This is a genomic window from Glutamicibacter sp. NPDC055354 (assembly GCF_053644955.1).
In genome coordinates this window covers 356,027-377,265 of record NZ_JBSHMB010000001.1, presented here as the reverse complement: position 1 = coordinate 377,265, position 21,239 = coordinate 356,027, and the positions used below count along the sequence as shown (strand labels likewise).

The 21,239-nt window shown below is 52.5% G+C and carries 18 protein-coding genes; 3 read left to right on the top strand and 15 right to left on the bottom strand.

All coding sequences use genetic code 11. From position 1 onward, the window contains the following. Nucleotides 1-47 precede the first annotated feature (47 nt). Nucleotides 48-1,262, top strand: a complete 1,215-nt coding sequence (locus ACWICV_RS01655) for a CDP-glycerol glycerophosphotransferase family protein (RefSeq protein ID WP_133833482.1) — start codon at nt 48-50, stop codon at nt 1,260-1,262. A gap of 76 nt (nt 1,263-1,338) precedes the next feature. Here the strand turns inward: ACWICV_RS01655 and ACWICV_RS01650 are convergent, their stop codons facing one another. From ACWICV_RS01650 to coaD, 11 genes are all read right to left on the bottom strand, one after another. Next, nucleotides 1,339-4,851 (bottom strand): CDP-glycerol glycerophosphotransferase family protein, encoded by a 3,513-nt coding sequence (locus ACWICV_RS01650; RefSeq protein WP_454090850.1) that lies wholly within the window; start codon nt 4,849-4,851, stop codon nt 1,339-1,341. Nucleotides 4,852-5,153: 302 nt separating this feature from the next. Further along, the gene (locus ACWICV_RS01645; RefSeq protein ID WP_388021791.1) at nt 5,154-6,431 is read right to left on the bottom strand and encodes a CDP-glycerol glycerophosphotransferase family protein; all 1,278 of its coding nucleotides are present in this window, start codon (nt 6,429-6,431) and stop codon (nt 5,154-5,156) included. Nucleotides 6,432-6,479: 48 nt separating this feature from the next. After that, complete coding sequence (locus tag ACWICV_RS01640; RefSeq protein WP_134780344.1) at nt 6,480-6,941, bottom strand: adenylyltransferase/cytidyltransferase family protein; 462 nt, start codon at nt 6,939-6,941, stop codon at nt 6,480-6,482. Between the two features lie 66 nt (nt 6,942-7,007). Further along, entirely contained in the window at nt 7,008-7,898 is an 891-nt protein-coding gene (locus ACWICV_RS01635) for a glycosyltransferase family 2 protein (protein ID WP_400288827.1), read from the bottom strand. Nucleotides 7,899-7,938: 40 nt separating this feature from the next. Beyond that, complete coding sequence (locus ACWICV_RS01630; protein ID WP_434690169.1) at nt 7,939-8,757, bottom strand: CDP-alcohol phosphatidyltransferase family protein; 819 nt, start codon at nt 8,755-8,757, stop codon at nt 7,939-7,941. Nucleotides 8,758-8,759: 2 nt separating this feature from the next. Next, entirely contained in the window at nt 8,760-9,797 is a 1,038-nt protein-coding gene (locus ACWICV_RS01625) for a glycosyltransferase family 2 protein (protein ID WP_388021784.1), read from the bottom strand. Nucleotides 9,798-9,804: 7 nt separating this feature from the next. After that, nucleotides 9,805-10,596, bottom strand: a complete 792-nt coding sequence (locus tag ACWICV_RS01620) for an ABC transporter ATP-binding protein (protein WP_388022946.1) — start codon at nt 10,594-10,596, stop codon at nt 9,805-9,807. A gap of 85 nt (nt 10,597-10,681) precedes the next feature. Then, nucleotides 10,682-11,530, bottom strand: a complete 849-nt coding sequence (locus ACWICV_RS01615; protein ID WP_133833488.1) for an ABC transporter permease — start codon at nt 11,528-11,530, stop codon at nt 10,682-10,684. Between the two features lie 136 nt (nt 11,531-11,666). Further along, entirely contained in the window at nt 11,667-12,641 is a 975-nt protein-coding gene (locus ACWICV_RS01610) for an LCP family protein (RefSeq protein WP_400288821.1), read from the bottom strand. Nucleotides 12,642-12,851: 210 nt separating this feature from the next. After that, nucleotides 12,852-13,754: a UTP--glucose-1-phosphate uridylyltransferase GalU gene (gene galU / locus ACWICV_RS01605; protein WP_402696288.1), complete on the bottom strand. Its 903-nt coding sequence runs from the start codon at nt 13,752-13,754 to the stop codon at nt 12,852-12,854. Between the two features lie 55 nt (nt 13,755-13,809). Further along, the gene (gene coaD, locus ACWICV_RS01600; protein ID WP_454090851.1) at nt 13,810-14,280 is read right to left on the bottom strand and encodes a pantetheine-phosphate adenylyltransferase; all 471 of its coding nucleotides are present in this window, start codon (nt 14,278-14,280) and stop codon (nt 13,810-13,812) included. A 110-nt stretch (nt 14,281-14,390) separates the two neighbouring features. On the opposite strand from coaD, the gene ACWICV_RS01595 reads away from it, so the two are divergent. Further along, nucleotides 14,391-15,602, top strand: a complete 1,212-nt coding sequence (locus tag ACWICV_RS01595) for an aminotransferase class I/II-fold pyridoxal phosphate-dependent enzyme (RefSeq protein WP_133833490.1) — start codon at nt 14,391-14,393, stop codon at nt 15,600-15,602. After that, complete coding sequence (locus ACWICV_RS01590) at nt 15,599-16,381, top strand: spermidine synthase (protein ID WP_454090852.1); 783 nt, start codon at nt 15,599-15,601, stop codon at nt 16,379-16,381. Before ACWICV_RS01595 ends, ACWICV_RS01590 begins: the two co-directional genes overlap by 4 nt. On the opposite strand, the gene rsmD is transcribed toward ACWICV_RS01590, so the two are convergent. Genes rsmD through ACWICV_RS01570 form a run of 4 tightly spaced genes read right to left on the bottom strand, consistent with a single transcriptional unit; the run spans nt 16,358 to nt 21,179 of the window. Then, on the bottom strand, nt 16,358-16,942 hold the full coding sequence (rsmD, locus tag ACWICV_RS01585) for a 16S rRNA (guanine(966)-N(2))-methyltransferase RsmD (RefSeq protein WP_105661164.1): 585 nt from the start codon (nt 16,940-16,942) through the stop codon (nt 16,358-16,360). The genes ACWICV_RS01590 and rsmD overlap by 24 nt on opposite strands. 19 nt (nt 16,943-16,961) lie before the next feature. Beyond that, a complete protein-coding gene (locus ACWICV_RS01580; protein ID WP_454090853.1) occupies nt 16,962-19,148 on the bottom strand; it encodes an ATP-dependent DNA helicase RecG in 2,187 nt (728 codons plus the stop codon). After that, nucleotides 19,141-20,109 carry a DAK2 domain-containing protein gene (locus tag ACWICV_RS01575; protein WP_105661162.1) on the bottom strand — a complete coding sequence of 323 codons (969 nt, stop codon included), beginning with the start codon at nt 20,107-20,109 and terminating at the stop codon, nt 19,141-19,143. The genes ACWICV_RS01580 and ACWICV_RS01575 overlap by 8 nt, the downstream gene beginning before the upstream one ends. Nucleotides 20,110-20,132: 23 nt before the next feature. Beyond that, on the bottom strand, nt 20,133-21,179 hold the full coding sequence (locus ACWICV_RS01570; protein ID WP_105661161.1) for an LCP family protein: 1,047 nt from the start codon (nt 21,177-21,179) through the stop codon (nt 20,133-20,135). Nucleotides 21,180-21,239: the final 60 nt, after the last annotated feature.

Sequence of the window (21,239 nt, the reverse complement as noted above, 5' to 3'; positions counted from 1 at the left end):
CGAATTATGCTTGGTCATGCTTCGAATTAAGTGGTGAGGGATTCTCCGTGAAAGTGTTACGAACCGTCAATAGCGTCGTCAAGAAAGTGCAATCGCGCTTTGAGACACGGCGACACCTGAAGTTCATTCAGAACCACGCCACAGAACTACGCCACCTGCCCGTGGACGCTGACCGGTACAAGGTAGCGCTGCACTTTCCCGATGAGATGGCCAACGCCTACCAGATCAGGCAATGGTACGAACCGCTTTTAGCCTTGGCAGAGTTCGTGCCGGTGGTAATCATCGCACGAAGTCCAGATACTGCGCTGTCGCTGCGCAAGGAATGCCCGCTACCGATTCACTTCGCCCCCGCCGTGGTAGATGTTGAGCGATTCATGCAATCCCAGGATCTACGTGTGGTGTTCTACGTGAATCAAAATATCCGGAACTTTCAAATCATGCGGTTCAATGCGCCTAATCATGTCTTCATCTGCCATGGCGAAAGCGAAAAAGCCTACATGTGGTCCAACCAGCTCAAGGCCTACGATTATGTATTTTCAGCCGGTGAAGCAGCTAGAGATCGCCTGGTAAATCACTTGCGCAATTTCGACGCTTCGTTGCGATGCCGGTTAATTGGGCGTCCGCAAATAGATGTGGATTATGCGTCGCCTGTCGACCTGAATAAGGAACTACCGACGCTTCTCTATGCCCCAACCTGGGAAGGCGACCGGCCTTCCATGAATTATGGCTCCGTACTATCCCATGGTGAACAATTAATTGACGCCTTGATCAAGGACGGCGGATTCAACGTTATTTTTCGCCCCCATCCACGTTCTGGACTGGGTGCGAAACCCTATGGGCAAGGCGTAGAAAGAATCCGAAAACAGCTGAGGGCGCACAGCGAAACTTCGAAAGCCCAATTCATTTTCGATGACTCGGCCCACTGGGGCTGGCAGTGGTCAGCTGCCGACCTTTGCGTGACTGACATTTCCGCAGTTGCTTATGACTTTTTAGCTACAGGAAAACCAATGTTCGTGACGCAACCGGTGTCGACCGAGGCTACCGTTGATGAATCTCCAGCGCTGCAACAGGTGCCTGCCCTTACAGCTGCGGCGGCAACGGAAATCAGCCGGCTGGCGCGAGAAGCCTTGGCCGGCAACAACCCGCAGCTACGAGGACTGGTCAATTACTACTTTGGCGACGTTTCCCCCGGTGCCAGCATGCAACGTTTCATTGCAGAAACGCTGGCGCTAGTGCAAGAAGACAGCGTCACTGATCACTAGCCAGCTTCAGCAGCATAGTGGTGCCGGGCCTGCAGGAGGCCCGGCACCGCAATTTCAATAAGCTGCGGTGTCTTCCTTATTTGAAGAAGCGCTCAACAACGCGCCGCGCGGCATGCCCGTCATCATTTGGGGCAAACTTTTGAATGAATTCGTCTCGATTCACCCCTGGCAGATCAGCCCCCGCCAAAGCTGACGATAGTGCATCCCAAAGGTCGTTCTCTTCTTCAACAATTGGGCCAGGCAACGCACTCTCGTAGTCCAAATAGAAACCACGCAGATTATCCCGGTAGTTCTCCAGATCGTATGCATAGAAGATAATTGGTCGTCGCAACAGCGAGTAGTCGAAGAATACCGACGAATAATCAGTAATCAATACATCAGAAGCAAGGTACAGTTCCTGAATATCTGGATGACTCGAGACATCGATAATGCGATGCCGCAGGCTCTCCGGAATCGACACGGCATTTGATACCAGCACATGCATGCGCAACATCAAGATGGTGTCTTCGCCAAAACGACGGTCGAACTCCTCCAGATCCATTGGCAGGTCGAATCTGAATTTACCGCGGCTTGAAGCCGCATCGTCACGGAATGTCGGCGCGTAAAGTACGGTCTTGATTCCTGGGGGTACCGCAAGCTCATCACGTACACGCTTTTCTTGCTCAGCAACGTCGGTACCGGTCAAGATGTCGTTTCGGGGATAGCCAAGCTCCACGGCTTCGCCTGAGAATGCATAGGCGGATCGCATGATTTCGCTAGTGTAGCGAGAAGGTGAAATGAGGTGCGTCCATTGGCGCGTTGCTCGTGTAACACGCTCAAGATACCCCTCATCGCGGCCTTGAACTTCGCGAACATCGAGTGCCATCTGTTTGAGTGGTGTTCCGTGCCAGGTCTGCAGGAACACTCCCTTCGCGCGACGCTTCACATAGTGCGGGAAGCTCTGGTTATTCACCCAGTATTTTGCCCGTGCGAGATGCCAGAAATATTCTGGGGACAATCGCTTAACGGTAGTCGTCAAAGGATCGGAGAAGCGGTGCTTTCCCGAGTAAACCCATACCTTGCGACGTGTGTCACCTTGTCGCAGCAATTCCTCGTAAATATACCGAGGAGAGTCGCCGTACTGATTCCCGAGACCCGATTCGAAGACGATGAGGTCTTCTTCCATGGGAGCAAGCTTGTACAACTTGTATAGCTTGCGCATGACGTCAAAGTACCGCTTGTTCCTACGGAACTTGTTCTTCAACTTAACCGGCAATTCGGCACGCCAGCCAACGTTGGGTCTGCCACGCAACTCGGCTCGCTCTATTTCTCCCGTTATGCGTTGCGAATTGTTTTGGTCCCGGTGGGTCATGAACACGTCAGCACGTTGACGGTACTTGTCTTCCATGGCTTTACCTCGTTGCAGGGTACGCGAAAGATCATGCAGCAATGTTTCTGCATCAAAGGCAATGCGGCCTGGCAATTCGTCGTCCAAGTTCAAATGCGATCCGCTCGGTCCCAAGAAGCGAGAGCGATCGAACTGGTAGTAGTGAACAGGCTTGTGCAGGAAGCTGAAGTCAAAGTTCACTGAAGAGTAATCCGTGACCATGATTGCCGCGGTCTTGATTAGTTCCTGGACGTCAATTTCACCTTGGACAATTAGTCGAGCGGGCGTGCCAGCGAAATGATCCCTGAATTGCATCATGTTGGGATGGAGGCAGAAAACAACTTCCAGGCCATGCCTCTGGACTAATTCTGCAAGTTCCGCCGAATTAAGCAGGTTTTTCCATTGCTCGAGGTAGTCCGATTCAAGGAAAACTTCCTCATTCTGCAACCAATCACGCCACGTTGGGATGATCAGGAGCATGTTCTCGTTAACACTCAAATCCGTCGCTAGCAAGGAATCGAACCGGGATAGCCCGGTGACCTTGACTTCGTCAGGCGAATAAAGGAAGTCCTTAACGATGTACTGCTTCTCGCGCTCAGAGGAAACCATGAACAGGTCCGTCGCAAAGCCAGGTGAATTCTTGCCGTAGTTGGGAACCATCCATTTGGTTCCCATGACGCCATGCTGCAAGAACACCCGAGTAGCGCGGCAACGCGACGAGAAGCTATGGTGCCTTGTTGGGTACAAGTAATCGGCATGGTGCGTGCCGATGACTCGTTGTGCACGAATAGCCAATTCAAAATGTTCTTTGCTGCCATGGAAAACGACGTGATCCATGGAATCGAAATTCCGCAAATCGGGAGCTTTCTCATCGATGACATAGTATGCATCAATATCTGGGCGTTCTTTGCGCAGGTATTTGAACAGATGCAGCCCGTTGTCCTGAGCCTTGTAGGACAGTTCGCCGACGATCCAAATCGGCTTCGAATCCGATGGCTGGCTGATTGGGAAACTGCGCTGTTTAGCGTTAGCAAGTACGGCAAAGGCTTCTTTGTCGAACACTTCCAGAATCACCGATGTTGATTTTGCTTTGAAGGTGAAATACGGAGAAATCGCTAGAGTCTGTTCACCGATTGTCACCGCATCCGCCCGCGTCGTGCTGCGCACGGCAAACGGGGTACGAGTCACCCGGATGCGTGCAAGCTCACCGCTGGAATTCGAAGTCGCCAGCAAATAGAGATCGTAATTATCTCCACGATCGATCGCCTCCCAGTCAGCAGATTTGAAATCCAGGGTTGCTGACCAGCTGTAGATAGCACGTCCAAAACGCTTTGCTGCATGCTTTTCGTCGAAAACCAGCTCCGCTGGAACTTCCACTGCAAATTCCGATTTTCGTCCAACCAGTTGCAAAGTGACTGAGGACAACCGGTCGCTCTGCGTTTCCAGCACTCCGCCCAACGACAGCATGCCGTCGTGGATCCGGGTGATGTCAGTACGAATTCGATATTTGAAGCGTAGAGGGCGGTTCAGGGCCAAAGCCACTTCGGCCTTCTTATTGATATAAAGTCCTACGCTGCGTTCGCCTGAATTATAGACCGTGTCATGGCTAAAAGTAGTCGACGAGAACCGCCCCAGAATACGGTGGGCGATAACAGGGCCGCTGAGGATTAGTTCCCCAACGTCGATCCGTTCCCGGACCTCTTTGCGCCTGAGCAGTTCGCCGTCTTCAGTTAGCTGCAACCATGCGATACCCGGAGGCAATTGATCGAATTCGGAGCTGAAGGTTAGTGCAAGACGAACCGTACCGGCGTACAGGTCATTTTCTAGAGTCACGTGGTTGTCATCTGCGTCATCCGAATCAGGAACGCTGGATTCCGGCTCTTCGTCACTGGAAGCGAGTTCGCGATAGTTTTGCCACCGATCAAGAAGGGGATGCAGAGAGATCTCAGCATGGATTCGATGGGATTCATCGTGACCGTTTTTGACTAGATCAGACGTAAGTGGCGCAACAGAAAGAACGATATGGCTACCGTGTAATACCGAAACGGATTGCACGGAATGGGCAACGCTAGCGTCCAGATGCAGAACTTCATCACGAATTGCAAGGTTCAGCTCTTGGTAGCCGCTGTAGTAGCGATACTTCTTACGCTTCAACCGCTGGGTACGCAAAGTCTGCATCGCTGACTGCGCCAAGTCTTGCATAGCTCGAATTTCAACTGCCACGAATAGTGTCCTTCAATGTTTTAGCTGTTATCCCCCGCGTCAGTCTTTCAGCGGAACAGCCTGGAAATCGCGCGTGTACAACATGAATAGGCCGCTAGCACCACACGGCAGTGGCCGTCATTTCATGTGATTCACAGTCTAAGATTACCGCCCATGGGCGCTCAAATCAGTTTGAAACCGCCACGGACACCTGCAAATGGCCATAGAGTCTGCCTCGACTGGAGCGTTGTCATTATCTGGCGCTTAAAGCAATTGGTCCCAATTCGTATGGTACGAATCGGGACCAAGGAGTCAGCGGACCTCTAGCTGTGCCAACCCCGGAAGTTCTCCAGCTTTCCTTGACGTTCAACAATCAGCTTCTGAATGACGTCCTGGAATCGCTTAGTTGAATCGCCTCGGTTCAGGTCGCCAAAGTAGAACTGGCGCATTTCAATGCGCTGATCCTTGTGTCCGTCACGAGTCAGTGCATCGGCGAGCAGGTCTCCAACGTTCTTCACGCTATCTTGGTCTACCACGTGGCAGGCCTGCGCAACGGGTGCATCGCGGTGAAGAATTTCGCGGTTACTACGTCGGTCGGAAATGACTAACGGATTGCCCGGGTGGAGGTACAGGTAGTCCAGGCCTACGCTGGAAACATCGGTAATCAGCGCATCGGTCGACTCGAACATGGCCAAGATATTGCCCTGTTCGGATATCGCGTGCTCTCCGCCGGCTTCATTGGCAGCTTCGATCATTTCCAGAATGCGTGCGTGTGCCTGAGCAACGCCAGGAGTATTGCTTTCCTGAATTCGTGGGTGCGGCTTGTAGACGACGCGCCAAGAAGGGTTCTCCAACAATGACTCGACAATGGCAACACCGTATTTGTCCAACGAGGTGTAGTTGTTGTCTTCGTTTTCCCCTTCCCACGTCGGCGCATACATGACATCGAACTTCTCGCTTGGTTCCAATTCAAGTTCGAAGTTGATATCCAGCTGCGGACGACCGGTGACTTCCAATTTGTTGAACTCGAAGTCAATCAACATTGCCTCGTGGCGCTTGATGGCTGCAGGGCCTGCGACAAAAACCTTGTCGTAGGCCTTGGCCTTATTCGAAACCATCGAGAGTTTGTCGCTCTCACCATGGTTTACATGCACGTGAACAAGCCTTGGGTGATCCAGGGACTGGAAATTCGTGCGCGAATTGTTGGTGTATATGACCAGCTTCAGGTCATTGTCATCATAAAGATCCATGAGATCGGTCAATCGGCGTACATAGATCCGTGGCAGGTCTGTAAATTTCTCCGCCGCTTTGAAAGCACTCAAAGTACGGAAGACCAGCAGAACTTCTTCTTTCTCATGGAGTTCTTCAAGCACCGGAAGCCACTGAGTCACCTGATAGATCTTGTCAGCGCCATCGCCGAAGTAAACCGCTACAGATCCTGGTACCGGAATATTGGATACACCAACATTCACATTGGCCGACGGACGACCGGTTAGCCCCATCAGACGGGATATCCGTTTTGCTTCCGGACGTCGCCCCACTTTTTGCAGGGCGCCCTTTACGCTGGACTTGATGGAGTCTGTGATGTGCTCGCTAGCCATGAGTACTTTCAAATCTCGAAAACAACAACTTACAACTAAACGAGTTTACTAGCTCAGTTCCTTCACGATCTGGCTCAAAGTGTCCAATGTGTTCTTTAACGACGTGACATGTCGCTCATCGAACTCGCTCAGGACACGTTTCATTTCAGTTGTCGAGATACCGGAGGTACGTGGAAGGTAGACAACTTCGACTTCATCACCGAGGTCGTCAAACTTGCCCATCCAGTCTTCGCCGATGCCGAAGACCTTTGCATCGTACTTCTTGATGTCCGTACGTTTCTGTTCCCAGTTCTCTTCGGGAATGGCGAGGTCTACGTATTTGATGGCCTGGACGATCTCAAGACGCTGTTCGAAAGGAACTACAGGCTTCTTGCCCTTGATGGCGTTGAATTCGTCAGTGGATACGCCAACAACCAGGCGGTCGCCCTTCTCCTTAAGACGCTTCAGGATATTCAGGTGGCCGATATGGAACAGGTCAAAAGTTCCGTACGTCAAAACAGTTTTAGTCATGGGTCCCTTTCGAAGTAAGGTAATAGCTTCGCTTGCTCAGCTAGTGGCGCTCACTTGTATTCGTCGTTAGATAATAGGCAGACGACCCGCGAGGGTCATGCGAACTATTGTTTTCCATCTAAGTTTAGGCCGTGGTTCACGGTACCAGGGGCTGCCGGTCCAACCTGCCCGCCATCCGGCTATGTACTGGGACACAGCGCTTTTGTTGTGTCGCAGCCGCAAGCACTCAATGAGCATCCAGGTTGTTGGATAGATCCAACGCAGCGGCACGGGCAAGTTACGGCGAGCCAGCCACACCCGGTTTCGGGCATTCAAACGATAGAACTCGTCGTGGCGTCGTGGATCCACGATTGGATGGCCAATCTGCATGTCGCCGGCATACCAGACGTAAGTGCCGGTGTCCCATACACGCCAGGCAAGTTCGATGCCTTCATGCGCGTACCAGAATCCCCCTGCCCAGCCACCAGTGGAATCAAAAATTCTACGGGTAGTAACTAGGCAAGTTTCACCCACGTGGAAAACTTTGCTTGGTTCAACTGCCGTTCGTTTTTTCAATCGCGGGATCCAACGTCGTGGATTCTGTTCTTCGTTTTCCGGATCAGTGATGCGCGGCTGCAACAGCCCCATGCGAGGGTAATGCTTGAACCGTTCGACAGCCGTAATCAAGAAGTCATCATCGATGAACCATGAATCGTCATCGAGGAAGCACAAGTATTCGCCATTTACCTGGTTCACTCCAGCATTGCGGCCGGCCGGAATGCCCAAATTCTCTGGAAGAAAATGAGTCTTGATCCCTTCAGGGATATCCGTAGGATCCCATCCGTTGCCTACGACTACAGCGTCAATCAGCACTGAGCGTTGGGCCAGCAAAGATTCCAGGGCGCGTCGGAGCTCAACCGGGCGGTTACCCATGGTCAACACAACTACGCCGATGGTTGGCTTGATCTCTGCAGGCATTTGTCCTCTAAGGCGGTGGGATATACGGAATTAGGTCAAACTATGCTTTGAGTCGGGACGAGGCCATATTGGAAAGGAAATGCCCAAAGTTCACCAAGACGCATGCAGGCAACAGGATCCAGATCATCCACTTTTCAGCGACTCCTGGAATACCAACGATTACGGAGATAATTGAGCATCCAAGAATGATCAGCGATAGTTCCACTGCGTGCAGTAGCTTATGGAATGGCAAGAAGCGAGCCAAGGAACGCAGCTTTCCAACGAATGAAATTGTTGGAACAGATCTGGCGGCGGCAGTATCCGGCAATTTCCCGAGACCCGCCATGCCTCTGGCCGCATGAACCATGAGTGACTGCGAACGGTTCAGGACCAGAAGAACCGACAGGCAAGCGGCCATGAACAGTGTAGGCCAGGCCTGCTCAACTGAGGAATCATCCGCAGATAGTTCTCTGAAGACTCGGTAGCCCAAAGCAATTGGGATCAGCGCCTCTGTTGTGTGGTGCCCAACCATGTCAATGAAAATACCGCGAGGAGATTGAGTTCCCCTCCAACGTGCGACTTCTCCGTCAGAACAGTCAAAATACAGCTGGAGCTGCGACAAGATTACTGCCAGCAACGGTCCCCAGATGCCAGGGATCAACAGCGCTAGAGACATGAACCAACCCGCAAGAATCATCAAGCCGGTAACGCCATTGGCACTGATACGCGTGCGCACCAGTATTGCGGTGAGGTAAATGGAGATATGGCGCAGGTACAGCTCAGCTGTCCAGTGCTCGGCATTCTTACGCGCACGGACTTCCGGAGGTTGGCAGACCGCACGCAGCTGTTCGAGCGTTGGATTCTTTGGACGTTCAACCATGATTACCTAACGCGCCCTTTGTCGACAGTGCCGGCTGCCCCGCAAAAACGACCCTTGATGTATCCAAAAGCCCAAGGCAAATGGATTGCGGGGAAAGCACATGCTGCCAGCAACTTGTCTTTCAATCCTTTTGCGTTGCTAGTCAGCCCCGCAGCCAACGCGATCGCTGCATAGACCGCAGGTACGGCCTTGGCCAAGTTCAAAACTACGCTCACACCGGTTGGGGCTGCTTCGCGAACTAGCGGCTCAATTACAGTTGCCGCTAGTCCCGTTGCAACCCCCAAAAGCAATAGTGGTGGAACATCGTGGCGCAACGACTTACCTTCAGGGAAGCGCCGCGCAATTTCTGCTCGCCAAGTCCCCGAGGCCTTGGACTGGCTAATCAAGGATTTGAAGCTATCACGCGGATAGTAGCCGACCTTTAGTTCTGGATCGAACCAAACGGTGTGGCCCGCCTGGCGAATACGCAAGCAGAGTTCCCAATCCTGGGCTCGCCATAGTTCCTCGTTGTAGTAACCGACTTCTTCAAATACTTCGCGACGAAAGATACCGAGGTACGCAGATTCAGCAGGGCCTTCTGGGGCACCCGAATGATATGCCGGTCCGCCAAAACCAAACTTCGAATGATAAGCCGCTGCGATTCCTCGCTGGACAGGTGTACGCCCTTTTGCGTCCATCAGTCCCCCAACGTCGTGCGCATTCACGCGAAAAAGAGTTTCGATTCCACGTTGTGTGTAGTGCGACGGCAGCTCGCTATGGGCGTCGACGCGAATAACTATCGGCAAAGTAGACGCCCGAATAGCCAAGTTGAGACCAATGGGTGTTCTGCCAAGAGGATTATGGACTAATACGATTCTTGCGTCGGCATCAGCCAGGCGTCGGGCAACGTTGTTTGTTGTATCAGTACTGGGCCCTAATGCCAGTACAAGTTCCTTCTCGCCAGAATAGTCCTGCCCCAAGATCGAACTTACCGCTTCTTCAAGGTAGTCCGCTTCGTTCAGCACGGGCATGACATAGGAAACGCCAGGAAGTTGAGTCATGCGGGCCTTACTTCTTCGCTTTCAAGAATTTCTGATATTCCTTTATCACTGAAGCAGTGTCACCATCCATCATTTGCACACCCTTTTCAATCCAGATGCAACGATCACAGGTTTCCTTGATGGAATTCATAGAGTGGGAAACATTGAAAATGGTACCCGCGCTATCCCGGATTTCGCGGATTTTGGCCTCACTGCGCTTTCGGAATTTCGCATCGCCTACAGCAAGAGCCTCATCAACAATGAGGATGTCATGTTTTTTAGAAGCTGCAATCGCGAACTTTAGCCTTGCGCCCATGCCCGAAGAATATGTACGCATTGGGAGGTCGATAAACTCTTCGAGCTCGGCAAATTTCGTAATCTCTTCCCGCATCTTCTCGACTTCAGCGCGGCTATATCCAAGCGCCAACCCGCCTAGGGTAATGTTCTTGTCGCCTGAAAGATCGGGGATTAAAGCTGCGCCTACGCCAAGTAGGCTGGGGCGTGAACGAGCGAATACTGCGCCATCCGATGGCGGAGTCAGTCCAGTGATGGCCCTAAGCAACGTGGATTTGCCCGAGCCGTTCGAACCAATTACACCGATTGATTCATTTTCATAGGCGACAAAGGAAATTCCCTTGAGCGCATGAACTGTTCGAACACCTCTGAGCTTTGGTTGGAGAAGGCGGCGGGCGCCTGCGTTTCCAATTGCCTTGCCACTTGCAAACACCTCATACTTCACATGCAGATTATCGACGATGACGACAGGCTGCCTTGACGAATCCACAGTAATCGACTGCGACTCGACTTGGTCAGGCGTCACAACATCGATGAAGGAGGTGTCATCTGAGAATATAGGCGCTGGCTCGTACTCCGGATGCAGCTGCGGGTTAATCAGATCATCGAAACTAATTCGCACGTCCGTACCTTTCTTCGGCCTTCCAGAAGAAGATCAACCCAGCGATAAGCATGAAAATTGCCCAAACGGATATAACCCACCATGCCTGCGGGTCATACTCAGCATGATCCATGATGAATCCACGAGCCAATTGCAGGGTCTGATATATCGGATGTATGTCGAAGATTGCAATCATCCAGGGCCAATGATTCAGAAGTCGTTCTGCGCTGAAAAGCACTCCTGAGGTGTAAAACAGAACGCGGCCAATCATGGGTAACACGTTCGAGAAGTCACGGACGTGCACAGTGATGCGAGCACAAATTAACGCGACTCCGAGGTTGAAAACAGTAAAGATCGCAAGGATCGGTATAATCCCAAACCAAGTCCACTTAGGGCTGGTACCAAGAATCAGAGCGTAAATGAACATCACTGCGATCATTGGCATGAGAGTCAGCAAGTTCTGGGTAACCTGAGCGACAGGCAGAGATAATCGTGGGAAGGCAAGAGATTGCACCAAAGCCGCATTTCCCGTGATCGACTTGGCTCCGCCGTTCATCGAGGTTGAAAAGAACTCGAAAAGGAAAACGCCGATCACGACATAAACGGGGAAATCGACACCTCGTGCGCCGCCCTGCAAGATGCCGAAGACAAATCCGTACACCAAAGCATTGAATGTCGGCTTGATTACGATCCATACCATCCCCAGGCGATTTCGCTGGTTCTGCGATTGGACGCGTGCTTTAGCCAGCTCATAAATGAACTCGCGGCGTTGCCATGTCTGCTTCAGATAGTTGACCAATGTTGGTCTTGCACCAACACGGTGCAAGCCGTATTTTTCGGCCTCATCTGCAACTGTCATGCGAATTATGTCCTCTTGTTCGAATGCTTCTTGATGCATTATCGGCTAAGCATAGATGTACAAAGTCTAGTAGATGGAGAGCTGTTCTTCTGGCTTTCGCTCTTCAGCTTGGTGTAGTACATCCCACATCTACTACTTACGGTGTTTCAGGCGGGTTTTCGCGAAGGTAGTCAGCCATGGCATCGCCTTGCAAAGCTTCGCTAATTTGAGCAATAGCGAGTTCGCTTGCCAATTCTATTGATTGCCCGTCTGCACTAGTCGATGTTCCAGCAGTTGGCATGGTGAACATCTCCATATTCTCCGTGTCCACGTTTTTGAGTTGCAAACCCAGTCCGACCAAGGTTGCGGCATCAAAGTTGTCGTCAAAGGTGAGATAGGGAGAAACCTTGTCGACGATTTCGTACAGCTTGACAGGGTTAGTTAATGTTCCTGATGAGAGCACCTGATTTGCTGCTGCAGCGATGAACTTGCGTTGATTCGCGACGCGTTGGTAATCACCATTGGTAAACGACTTTCGCTCGCGCACAAACCGAAGTGCGCGGTCGCCTTCCAGCGTGATGTCGCCGGCTGGGTAGAAGTAGTCCGTGTCGTTTGCCGTGAATGGGATCTCATTATTTACAGTCACACCACCGAGAGCAGTCGATAATTCACGGAACCCTTCGAAATCAACCATGGCTACATGATCAAGCTTGGTGCTGAAGAGTCCTTCAATCGTTTGCATCAACAGAGGAACCCCGCCAAGCGATATCGCGGCATTGAGCTTGTTCATTCCATGCCCCGGAATCTCCACATACATGTCTCGAACCATCGACATAACGTAGACCTGTGAGCGGTCTTCCGGGATATGAACAAGCATCATTGAATCGCTACGTTGTGAAACTGCCCCATCAAGAGCTTGAGCATCGGCGGTACCTTCATCTGCATGATCGACGCCCAGTAATAAGACATTCATGGACTTATCTTCAGGATCTTTGATCGGACGAGCTTGCTCCTCGGCGTCTGAAAATCCTAAATCCACGGTATTAGATTTCGTGTTGAACTGGCGCTGCAAATCGAAAAGAACATAGCCGGTGCTGAGCACTGCCACCAGGAGCACTACAACTACAGACACGACGATGCCTTGTGTTCTCTTCTTTTTCCGACGTTCAGATCGAGTCCGCGCGCTCCGCGACAAAAAGACTGAATCTTGGTCTTGCACTATTCTCATTCCTACTCCACCGGGCAACGATCCCCCAAGGTCAACGGCAGCCTGGGTGACTTCGCGCAATGAAAAAGACTACCCAAGATAAATGTGATTATCCTGAGTAGCCTAGGTCAAGAACTAGTCTTCTAGAGTTCTAACGAAATTCTTCAGCCAAGTCTTCAAGTTGGCCCCGAGTTCTTCGTTCTCCACAGCAAGGGCAATGTTCGCTTGCAGATAACTTAGTTTGTCGCCTGTGTCGTAACGCCGACCTCGGAAAACTACAGCGTGGACACCAGCTCCCTCCCCGTCGGCAGTCGCCAACTCTTGTAGAGCATCCGTTAACTGAATTTCATTGCCCCTACCGGGAGCCGTGTGCTTCAGAATCTCGAATACACGGGGATGCAGTAAATAACGTCCAATGACAGCTAGATTACTCGGTGCTTCTTCAACGCTCGGTTTCTCAACCAATCCATTAACTTTGACGTAGTCGGCATCCGCTACCGGGGACACATCTGCACATCCATAAGCACTGATTTGTTTCGGATCAACTTCCATCAGAGCAATAACTGAACCGCCAGTCGACTTTTGAATGTCAATCATGGAAGAAAGCAAGTCATCATCTTCATGGATCAAGTCATCACCGAGAAGAACCGCAAATGGTTCATCCCCTACATGTTGCTTGGCACATAAGACTGCATGACCCAGCCCGCGAGGATCGCGTTGCCGTACATAATGGATATCCCCCAACGCTGTGGCATCTTGCACCAACGCGAGCTTCTTCGTATCACCCTTCGCTTCCAAAGACGCTTCCAGTGACGGAACACGATCAAAATGGTCTTCAAGAGCGCGCTTGTTTCGTCCGGTAATCATCAGGACATCATTAAGCCCAGCACGAGCAGCTTCGGCGACAACGTATTGAATCGCTGGCTTGTCGACGACTGGGAGCATTTCCTTTGGCATTGCCTTCGTTGCAGGAAGGAAACGTGTGCCTAAACCGGCTGCCGGAATGACCGCTTTGGTAATAGCGCGAGGTGCAGACATAGTGTTGAATCCCCTATCTTCGGATTAGTTAATGGCGACAGTATTGCGCAACTACCTACGGATGAGTAAGCCTCTTGATTACAGCGCGCGGGAAGTACTCATCAACGTCCCCGCCAAGAGCCTGTACTTCCTTGAGCAGAGATGAGGAAAGATGCGTGTATCGCGTATCAGCCTGAAGGAAGACCGTTTCAACACCTGTCAGATGCCGATTCATCGTGGCCATGGGAATCTCATAGGCGTAGTCAACAGTGCTACGCAATCCCTTGACGATTGCTTCCGCTCCCTGCTCCTTGCAGAAATCAGCTAGCAGCCCATGGCCCATCGGCACAGCGGAAACCCCACGCAGTCCACCGACAGTTTCTTCTACCATGGCGACTCGTTCGTCTTCGCTGAAGCGATACTTCTTGGAGTAATTCGTGGACACTGCCACGATCACCTCATCAAAAAGGCTCGCCGCACGCGCAATGATTTCGACGTGTCCATTATGAATTGGGTCAAAAGAACCCGGGCATACCGCTCTTCGCATGAACTGAATCTATCAAGAACTCATGTCAAATTAGCGATCTGGTGTGAATGTCTCGTAAAGATTCCATGACTTAATACCCTCGTTCCTCTGTACGAGACGATAATGGACTCATGAGCATTGAATTCACTCCATGGCAGCGAACCGCATATGGTGCCAACCTACTAGATTCCAATGGACAGCCCGGAGTGACGATCTTTGAAGAAATCACCGCATTAGCGAATCACCACAAGGCCATCAATCTAGGCCAGGGGTTTCCCGATTCCGAGGGTCCACCAGAAATCAAGCAAATTGCCATCGACGCAATTCAAAATGGCGCTAACCAATACGCACCAGGTTCAGGGACCCTGAACCTCCGCGAAGCTATCGCTGCGCATCAGGAACGGTTCTATTCGTTGAAGCTTGACCCGGAGACTGAGATTGTCGTTTCCACAGGCGCAACTGAAGCCATCGCCGCTTCTCTGCTGGCATTCCTGGAACCTGGCGATGAAGTTGTGACCTTTGAGCCTTACTACGACTCCTATGCAGCCATGATTGGGTTGACCAACGCTGTGCATAAGGTCGTTCAGCTCAAGGCTCCGAATTTCGAACCAGATTTGGATGACCTTCGACGTGCAGTCACTGACCAGACGCGGGTAATCCTCGTGAATAATCCCCATAATCCAACTGGCACCGTATTAGATGTTTCAGTGCTCCAAGAAATCATTGCCCTGGCGCATCAGCACAACTGCATCATCATCGCCGATGAGGTCTATGAACATCTGACTTTCGGTGTGCGACATGTTCCCATCGCGAGCTTGCCCGGTGGACCAGAGCGAACCATCACCATTTCTTCAGCGGGCAAGTCTTTCTCTTTTACTGGCTGGAAAGTAGGCTGGGCAACCGGTCCTCGCCAACTGATCACTGCTGTCCGTACAGTGAAACAGTTCCTGACCTACTCCTCGGGCCCAGCGTTCCAACCGGCAGTAGCGAAAGCCCTGCAACTTCCAGACGCCTTCTTCGAGCGCTTCGCCGCCGATCTCGGACAGTCGGGAGAAATTCTCGCATCAGGTCTGGAAACAGCTGGCATCCCGGTGATTCGCCCAAAGGGTACCTACTTCTTGGTTGCTGATGTACGTGGCTTTGAATTGAATGATGCTGCTGAAGTAGCACGAATGATGCCCGAGCACCTCGGAGTTGCGGCGATACCGATGTCGGCCTTTGTCCATCCCGAAAACCGAAATGACTACCAGGGCCTGCTGCGCTTCGCCTTCTGCAAAAAGCCTGACGTGATTTCCGATGCAGTTCAGCGATTGCAGCGCCTGCCAGAGGTGCTCTCCAATTGACACGAAAGCTGGCTAAACGGTGGCTTGGTTTCGTCCAGGAACACGCCACGATTTACGACGATGACTTGGTCCCCGGGTCAAAAATACTCGCCATCGGCGACGCGCCCCAGTCGCATGTCAATCTTTCGCATCCGGAAGAAGTCTTCTACGAATATCTCGCGCGCATTGCCAATCATCTGAAGGTCCTGCGCCCAGAGGAGCGTCCAATGAAGATGCTGCATCTCGGCGCAGGCGCTTTGACTCTGGCTCGCTGGGCGAGTGTGGTTTATCCGTCGAGTACTCACGTAGCTGTAGACATCGAGCGGGAACTTCTTGATTTCGTTCTCACGCATCTGCCTTTGCCTCAAGGCTGCGATCTATCCCCAATTGTTGCCGATGCAAGGAGCGTGCTTGCCGAACAACTGGTCGATGAAAAGTTTGACGTCATCGTACTGGATATCTTCTCTGGGCCGGACGCACCAGAACACCTCACCACCGACGGCTACTACGCAAAACTCAAGAATTCATTGGCCAACGACGGATTGCTGTTTGTGAACATTGGCGATGATCCTCCCTTGGATTTCACTTGTTCTCAAGTTGAGGCAGCAGGTTCCAGCTTTGAATTCGTGATGCTGAGTTCAAGTCCGGAAATGTTTACCAAGCGCTTCCCCGGGAACTTGATATTGACAGCGTCCCGCCAACGATTCCGGGACGATCTAATACTCCAATGCCAGGCAGCGGGACCACACCCGTCAGAGGTTCGCCATTCGATGGATCTAGATGGGTTCTGCAAACCATAGGTGCGTTTCGCCGTATTTCTTGTCGGCGAACTTCTCCATGGCGCTCGGCCATGTTGGTTCTGGTGAACGACCGGAACGCTCGACGATCACGGTGGCATCTTCAGCTAGGATTCTGGATATCTTCTCGAGCGTGACAGCTAGTTCTTCTTCAGTCAGCGGGTAAGGAGGATCCAGCAAGACCACGTCAAAGGTCTTGCTGGGCACTCCCGAAACCGCGTTGTAATACCCATCGAGGACGCTATCAACACTCCCGCGCTGAACCGTAACGGTATCGGTCTTCAGAACCTTATTCACCAGTGCCGCATTTTGCTGGCAAACAGAGACCGCTTTGGGCGCCTTTTCTACCAGAACAACCTGCCGCGCCCCGCGGCTGGCTGTCTCGACGCCTAGCGACCCTGATCCTGCAAAGAGATCCAGTACTCGTGCGCCAGAGAGGATATCCCAGCTTTCCAAACGGGAGAAGAGAGCCTCTTTGACCCGGTCCGTTGTAGGGCGTGTTGCATCACCAGGTACGGACTTCAGTGGACGCCCGCCAGCGGCTCCAGCGATTATTCGGCTCATTGCCTAGATCTACCTTCAATCAGTTCTTATTCAAATATTCTTTGGTGGATTCATCAAGCCAATTCCCGGCAACCGCCAGGAGTCCGGGGTGTTGACGTCCCCAGTTGCCATCGGCAAGGAGGAGACCCGCATCGGTTCTAGCCCGCTCAATAAGCGAGCGGTCCTTGATGATGCTCAGTTCCCGCAACGACGATCGGCTACCCGACTGCTGAACGCCAAGGATATTTCCTTCTTTGCGTTCCGCCAAGTCTGCTTCAGCTAGCTCAAAGCCATCGATTGTTGACTCGATCGTCTTCAATCGTCCTACCGACGGATGGTCCGCGTCCAACCATGTGGTCATGAGGCACGTCCCGGGAAATCCGCCACGGCCTACGCGGCCACGCAGCTGGTGGAGCTGCGAGATGCCAAAGCGCTCAGCGTCCATGATCACCATCAACGTCGCATTATGAACGTCAACACCGACTTCAATGACAGTCGTAGAAATCAGCACGTCAATTTCGCCACGTGCAAAGGAATCCATGGTTTCTTGCTTGTCTGCTGCATCCAGTTGCGAGTGCAGCGCTTTGGTACGTATCCCAACAAATTCAGGCATCCCACCCAGCAACTCCTGCATGGCTTCGACGCTCATGGTTTGTCCGGCAGAATCTTCATAGGTCGCTAGGAGAACGCCTTGTTCCGCTGTCGTGTCCGAAATTCTTGGACACACCACATAGACTTGGTGGCCCTTCCCGACTTCCTCAATGATCCTTGAGAACAACCTGTCCCGGAAACCGGTCAGCTGCATGGGCACAATATGCGTTTGGATCGGTGCGCGCCCCGCGGGCAGGCGCTTGATTGTCGACGTGTCCAAATCGCCGAACACGGTCATAGCGACGGTTCTCGGGATCGGCGTAGCGGTCATGACCAGTGTATGCGGAACAGAGCCGGCCGCCTTAGCCCGCAAGGCATCGCGCTGTTCAACGCCAAAACGATGTTGCTCATCCACGACGACTAGGCCAAGTTCAGCAAATTGCACCTGATCGCCCAGCAGGGCATGCGTCCCAATCACCAGTCCTGTTTCACCGCTGGCAATACCTAATAGAGCTTCGCGACGCTGTGCAGTTTTTGCCGAACCTGTCAGGAGCGCGACTCCAGTTCCCTCGCCTTCGCCGAACAATCCGGGTTCTGCAAGGTTGCCAAGCATCTTCTTGATAGACGCATAGTGCTGGGCGGCCAGGACTTCTGTCGGCGCTAGGAGCGCCGCCTGTCCTCCGGCATCGATCACCTGCAAGATGGCGCGTAGCGCGACAATAGTCTTGCCGGAGCTCACCTCTCCCTGGAGCAACCGATGCATCGGATGTGGCTGTGCCAGATCGGCAGAGATTTGTTCTCCGACAAGGAGCTGGTCTTCAGTCAGGGTAAACGGCAGGATGGCATCAAATTTATCGGCCAGTCGTCCTGGCACCTGTGGACGCGCGATAGCTTTCTGCGCTCCCAGCTGGCGACCGCGTTCCCCTAATGCCAGCTGCAGCATGAAGGCTTCTTCAAAGGCAAAGCGCTGTCGAGCCACGTATGCCTGCTTGATTTCTTTGGGAAAATGTCGATCCAAGAACGCTTGATGGCGTACTGGGTAATGATGGGTGCGTAGCAGTTCTGCTGGAAGAAATTCAGGAAGATTCTGATCTGTGAATTGTTCCATCAACAACGCCATCAAATCCCTGATGCGCTTATTCGGCATCTTCGCCGAAGCCGGATAGATCGGGATAGGGCGCGGATCCGCCTGTGATGCCTCATCTAGGATCGCGTATTCGGGCTGGCTCAGCTGCAGATGGTCTTGGTACCAGCCAACCTTGCCGCTGAACATTGCAATAGTTCCAATATCCAGGTCCGTTCGGGCTTGGTAACCATTGAAGAAGGTCATCTTCAGCTCTTGGCCACCTGCACTGAGCTCATCGCTAACGGTCACTTCAAAAATGAAACCGCGACGCGAGTGCATCTGCCGCTGGCTAACGTTGACCACCTGGGCTACAACGGTGACGTGCTCGTCAAAGGGAAGCTCTGAAATCGGCGTAAGTTCGCCTACTTCGACATAGCGCCGCGGAAAATGCCAGAGGAACTCCCCCACTGTGCTGTAGCCGAATGCCTTTTCCAGCGCGGTGGCGTTCTTATTTCCGAGGAATGTTGAGAGTTCTGCATTCTCAAACGTTGTCAGCGTTGTTTCAGCCATCGTGGGTGCACAGATCGGTGACGCTGATATTCACTGGGTCACCGTATTTCTTGATCAGGTCCAAGGCTTTTTCAGACTCCGGGACATGCACATGTACGCGCCAACGGTAAGTGTCTTCTTCAAGCTGGTTTACCGGTGACATGATCACGGAATTGCCCATAGCATCTAGCTGACCGCGCAGAGTAGCAGCGCCTAATGCATCCAGAGATACAGTGCACATGACTTCGACGCCGGTTTCAGTGTCATTGTTCAGATGAACATGCGGATCCTGGACCTGATAGCCATGGAATTTCTCGTAGGACTCAAAATCAGTGGCGTCGCTTCGAATAGCAGCGCAAAATTCATCGATGATGATCAGCATGCCCACCGCGCCCGCATCTACTACACCGGCTTCGACGAGGGACGGGAGCTCTGTTTCAGTTCCCTTCACTGCCAATCGAGCCGCTTGGCTCATCTGGGTCAATACCGTGTCCAACGCTGCACGGCTCTCTAAATCACACTTCAAGTGAGCAAGGGTTGAGCCTGCGGCCAACGCGATGGCGTTGATCACGGAGAGCATGGTGCCTTCAACTGGTTCACTCAGTGCTGACCAGGAGCGCACCTTGGCACGTTCAAGCCCAAGAGCTAGCAGCGGAGCGGTAAGCCGCTCGTAACCGACCCACGGTTCACTCAGGCCGCTGAGAAACACAGCCAGCAAGGTTCCAGAGTTGCCGCGCGCCGATTCCATTGACGCGCGCGCAGCAACTTCCAAGAAGCCACCGATGTCGTCGCTTTCCAGTTTACTCACTGCATCGTGACCTGCCCGTGCAGTCAGATACAGGTTACTGCCCGTATCTCCGTCTGCTACCGGGAAAACGTTGATGGCATTGAGCCGGTCAGAATGGTTCCCGAGACTCTTGACACTCCGTGCGAGCCATTCTCTGATGGCACGCACCGAGGTATCGAGTTTTTGGGGAGTCATGGAAAGTTGGTCCTTCAGTGGAGTTATCGTGACAGGTCAGTAGTTTCTACGAACTCTGCCATCTTGTCTTCTTGCAGTGCCTTGCCAAACTTCTCAATCACTTCCATATCCGGAATGACAATTGACTGTCCGTCGGCAGAACGTCCCGGACCCTTGTTAGGAAGGGTGAAGAATTCCATATCGTTCGAACGCAGGTTCAGCATGGAGGAAGCGTAAGAGGCAACCTTGCCAGAATCCAGAGTTTCATCAACTGCAATGAACGGTGCAATTTGAGAAACAACTTCAGAGACCTTACCCGGGTTGGTCAGGGTTTCCTTGGACATCAACTGACCAAGCAAAGCCTTGACGAAAAGCTGCTGGTTCTTGACGCGCTCGTAGTCGCTGCCTGGGAAGGACTTGCGTTCACGGACAAATGCCAGTGCCTGTTCACCGTCCAGAGTTTGAACACCCTCTGGGAAGTACATGCCATTAACAATCGACTGCTTGAAGCCGCGCGGATTATTGACGGTAACTCCGCCCACTGCATCGGTTAGACCCTTGAATCCTTCGAAATCGACGGACGCGACGTGGTTAATGCGAACACCAAAGAGCCCCTCAAGGGTTTCGACTGCTTTGGGCACTCCACCGCTGGCAAAAGCGCGGTTGATCTTGGCAGTGCCTACGCCCGGAATATCAAGCCAGGTGTCGCGCATGACGGAGGTGACAAACACATTCTCGCGGTCCGCAGGAATATGAACCAGCATCATGGTGTCTGAGCGGCCACCGTTAGGCAGGGTACCAAAGTCTTCGCTGTCCTCATCCGCCTCACGAGTTGCGCGAGTATCGCTTCCGAGCAGCAGGATGTTGACGGCGTCCTTGGACTCGTCATTGACTTCAGGACGAGTTTCTTCGGCAGGGAAGGCATCCGTAATCGTCTGGCTTTCAGAGTCGAAAGTTCTGCCAAGGTTCCAAAGGTAACCGGCGGCAACAAGCGCCGCGACCATGACGAGGGCAAGCACGCTTAAGACGATGGCTCGCCCTGTGCGCTTTTTCTTTTTGCGCGGTCGCGCTGGGTGCTCTTCAAAGGACATTTGCTACCTTTCACAGTTTCAACTCTGTACATCCTATCTTTCAGAGTGCCGATGTAGTCT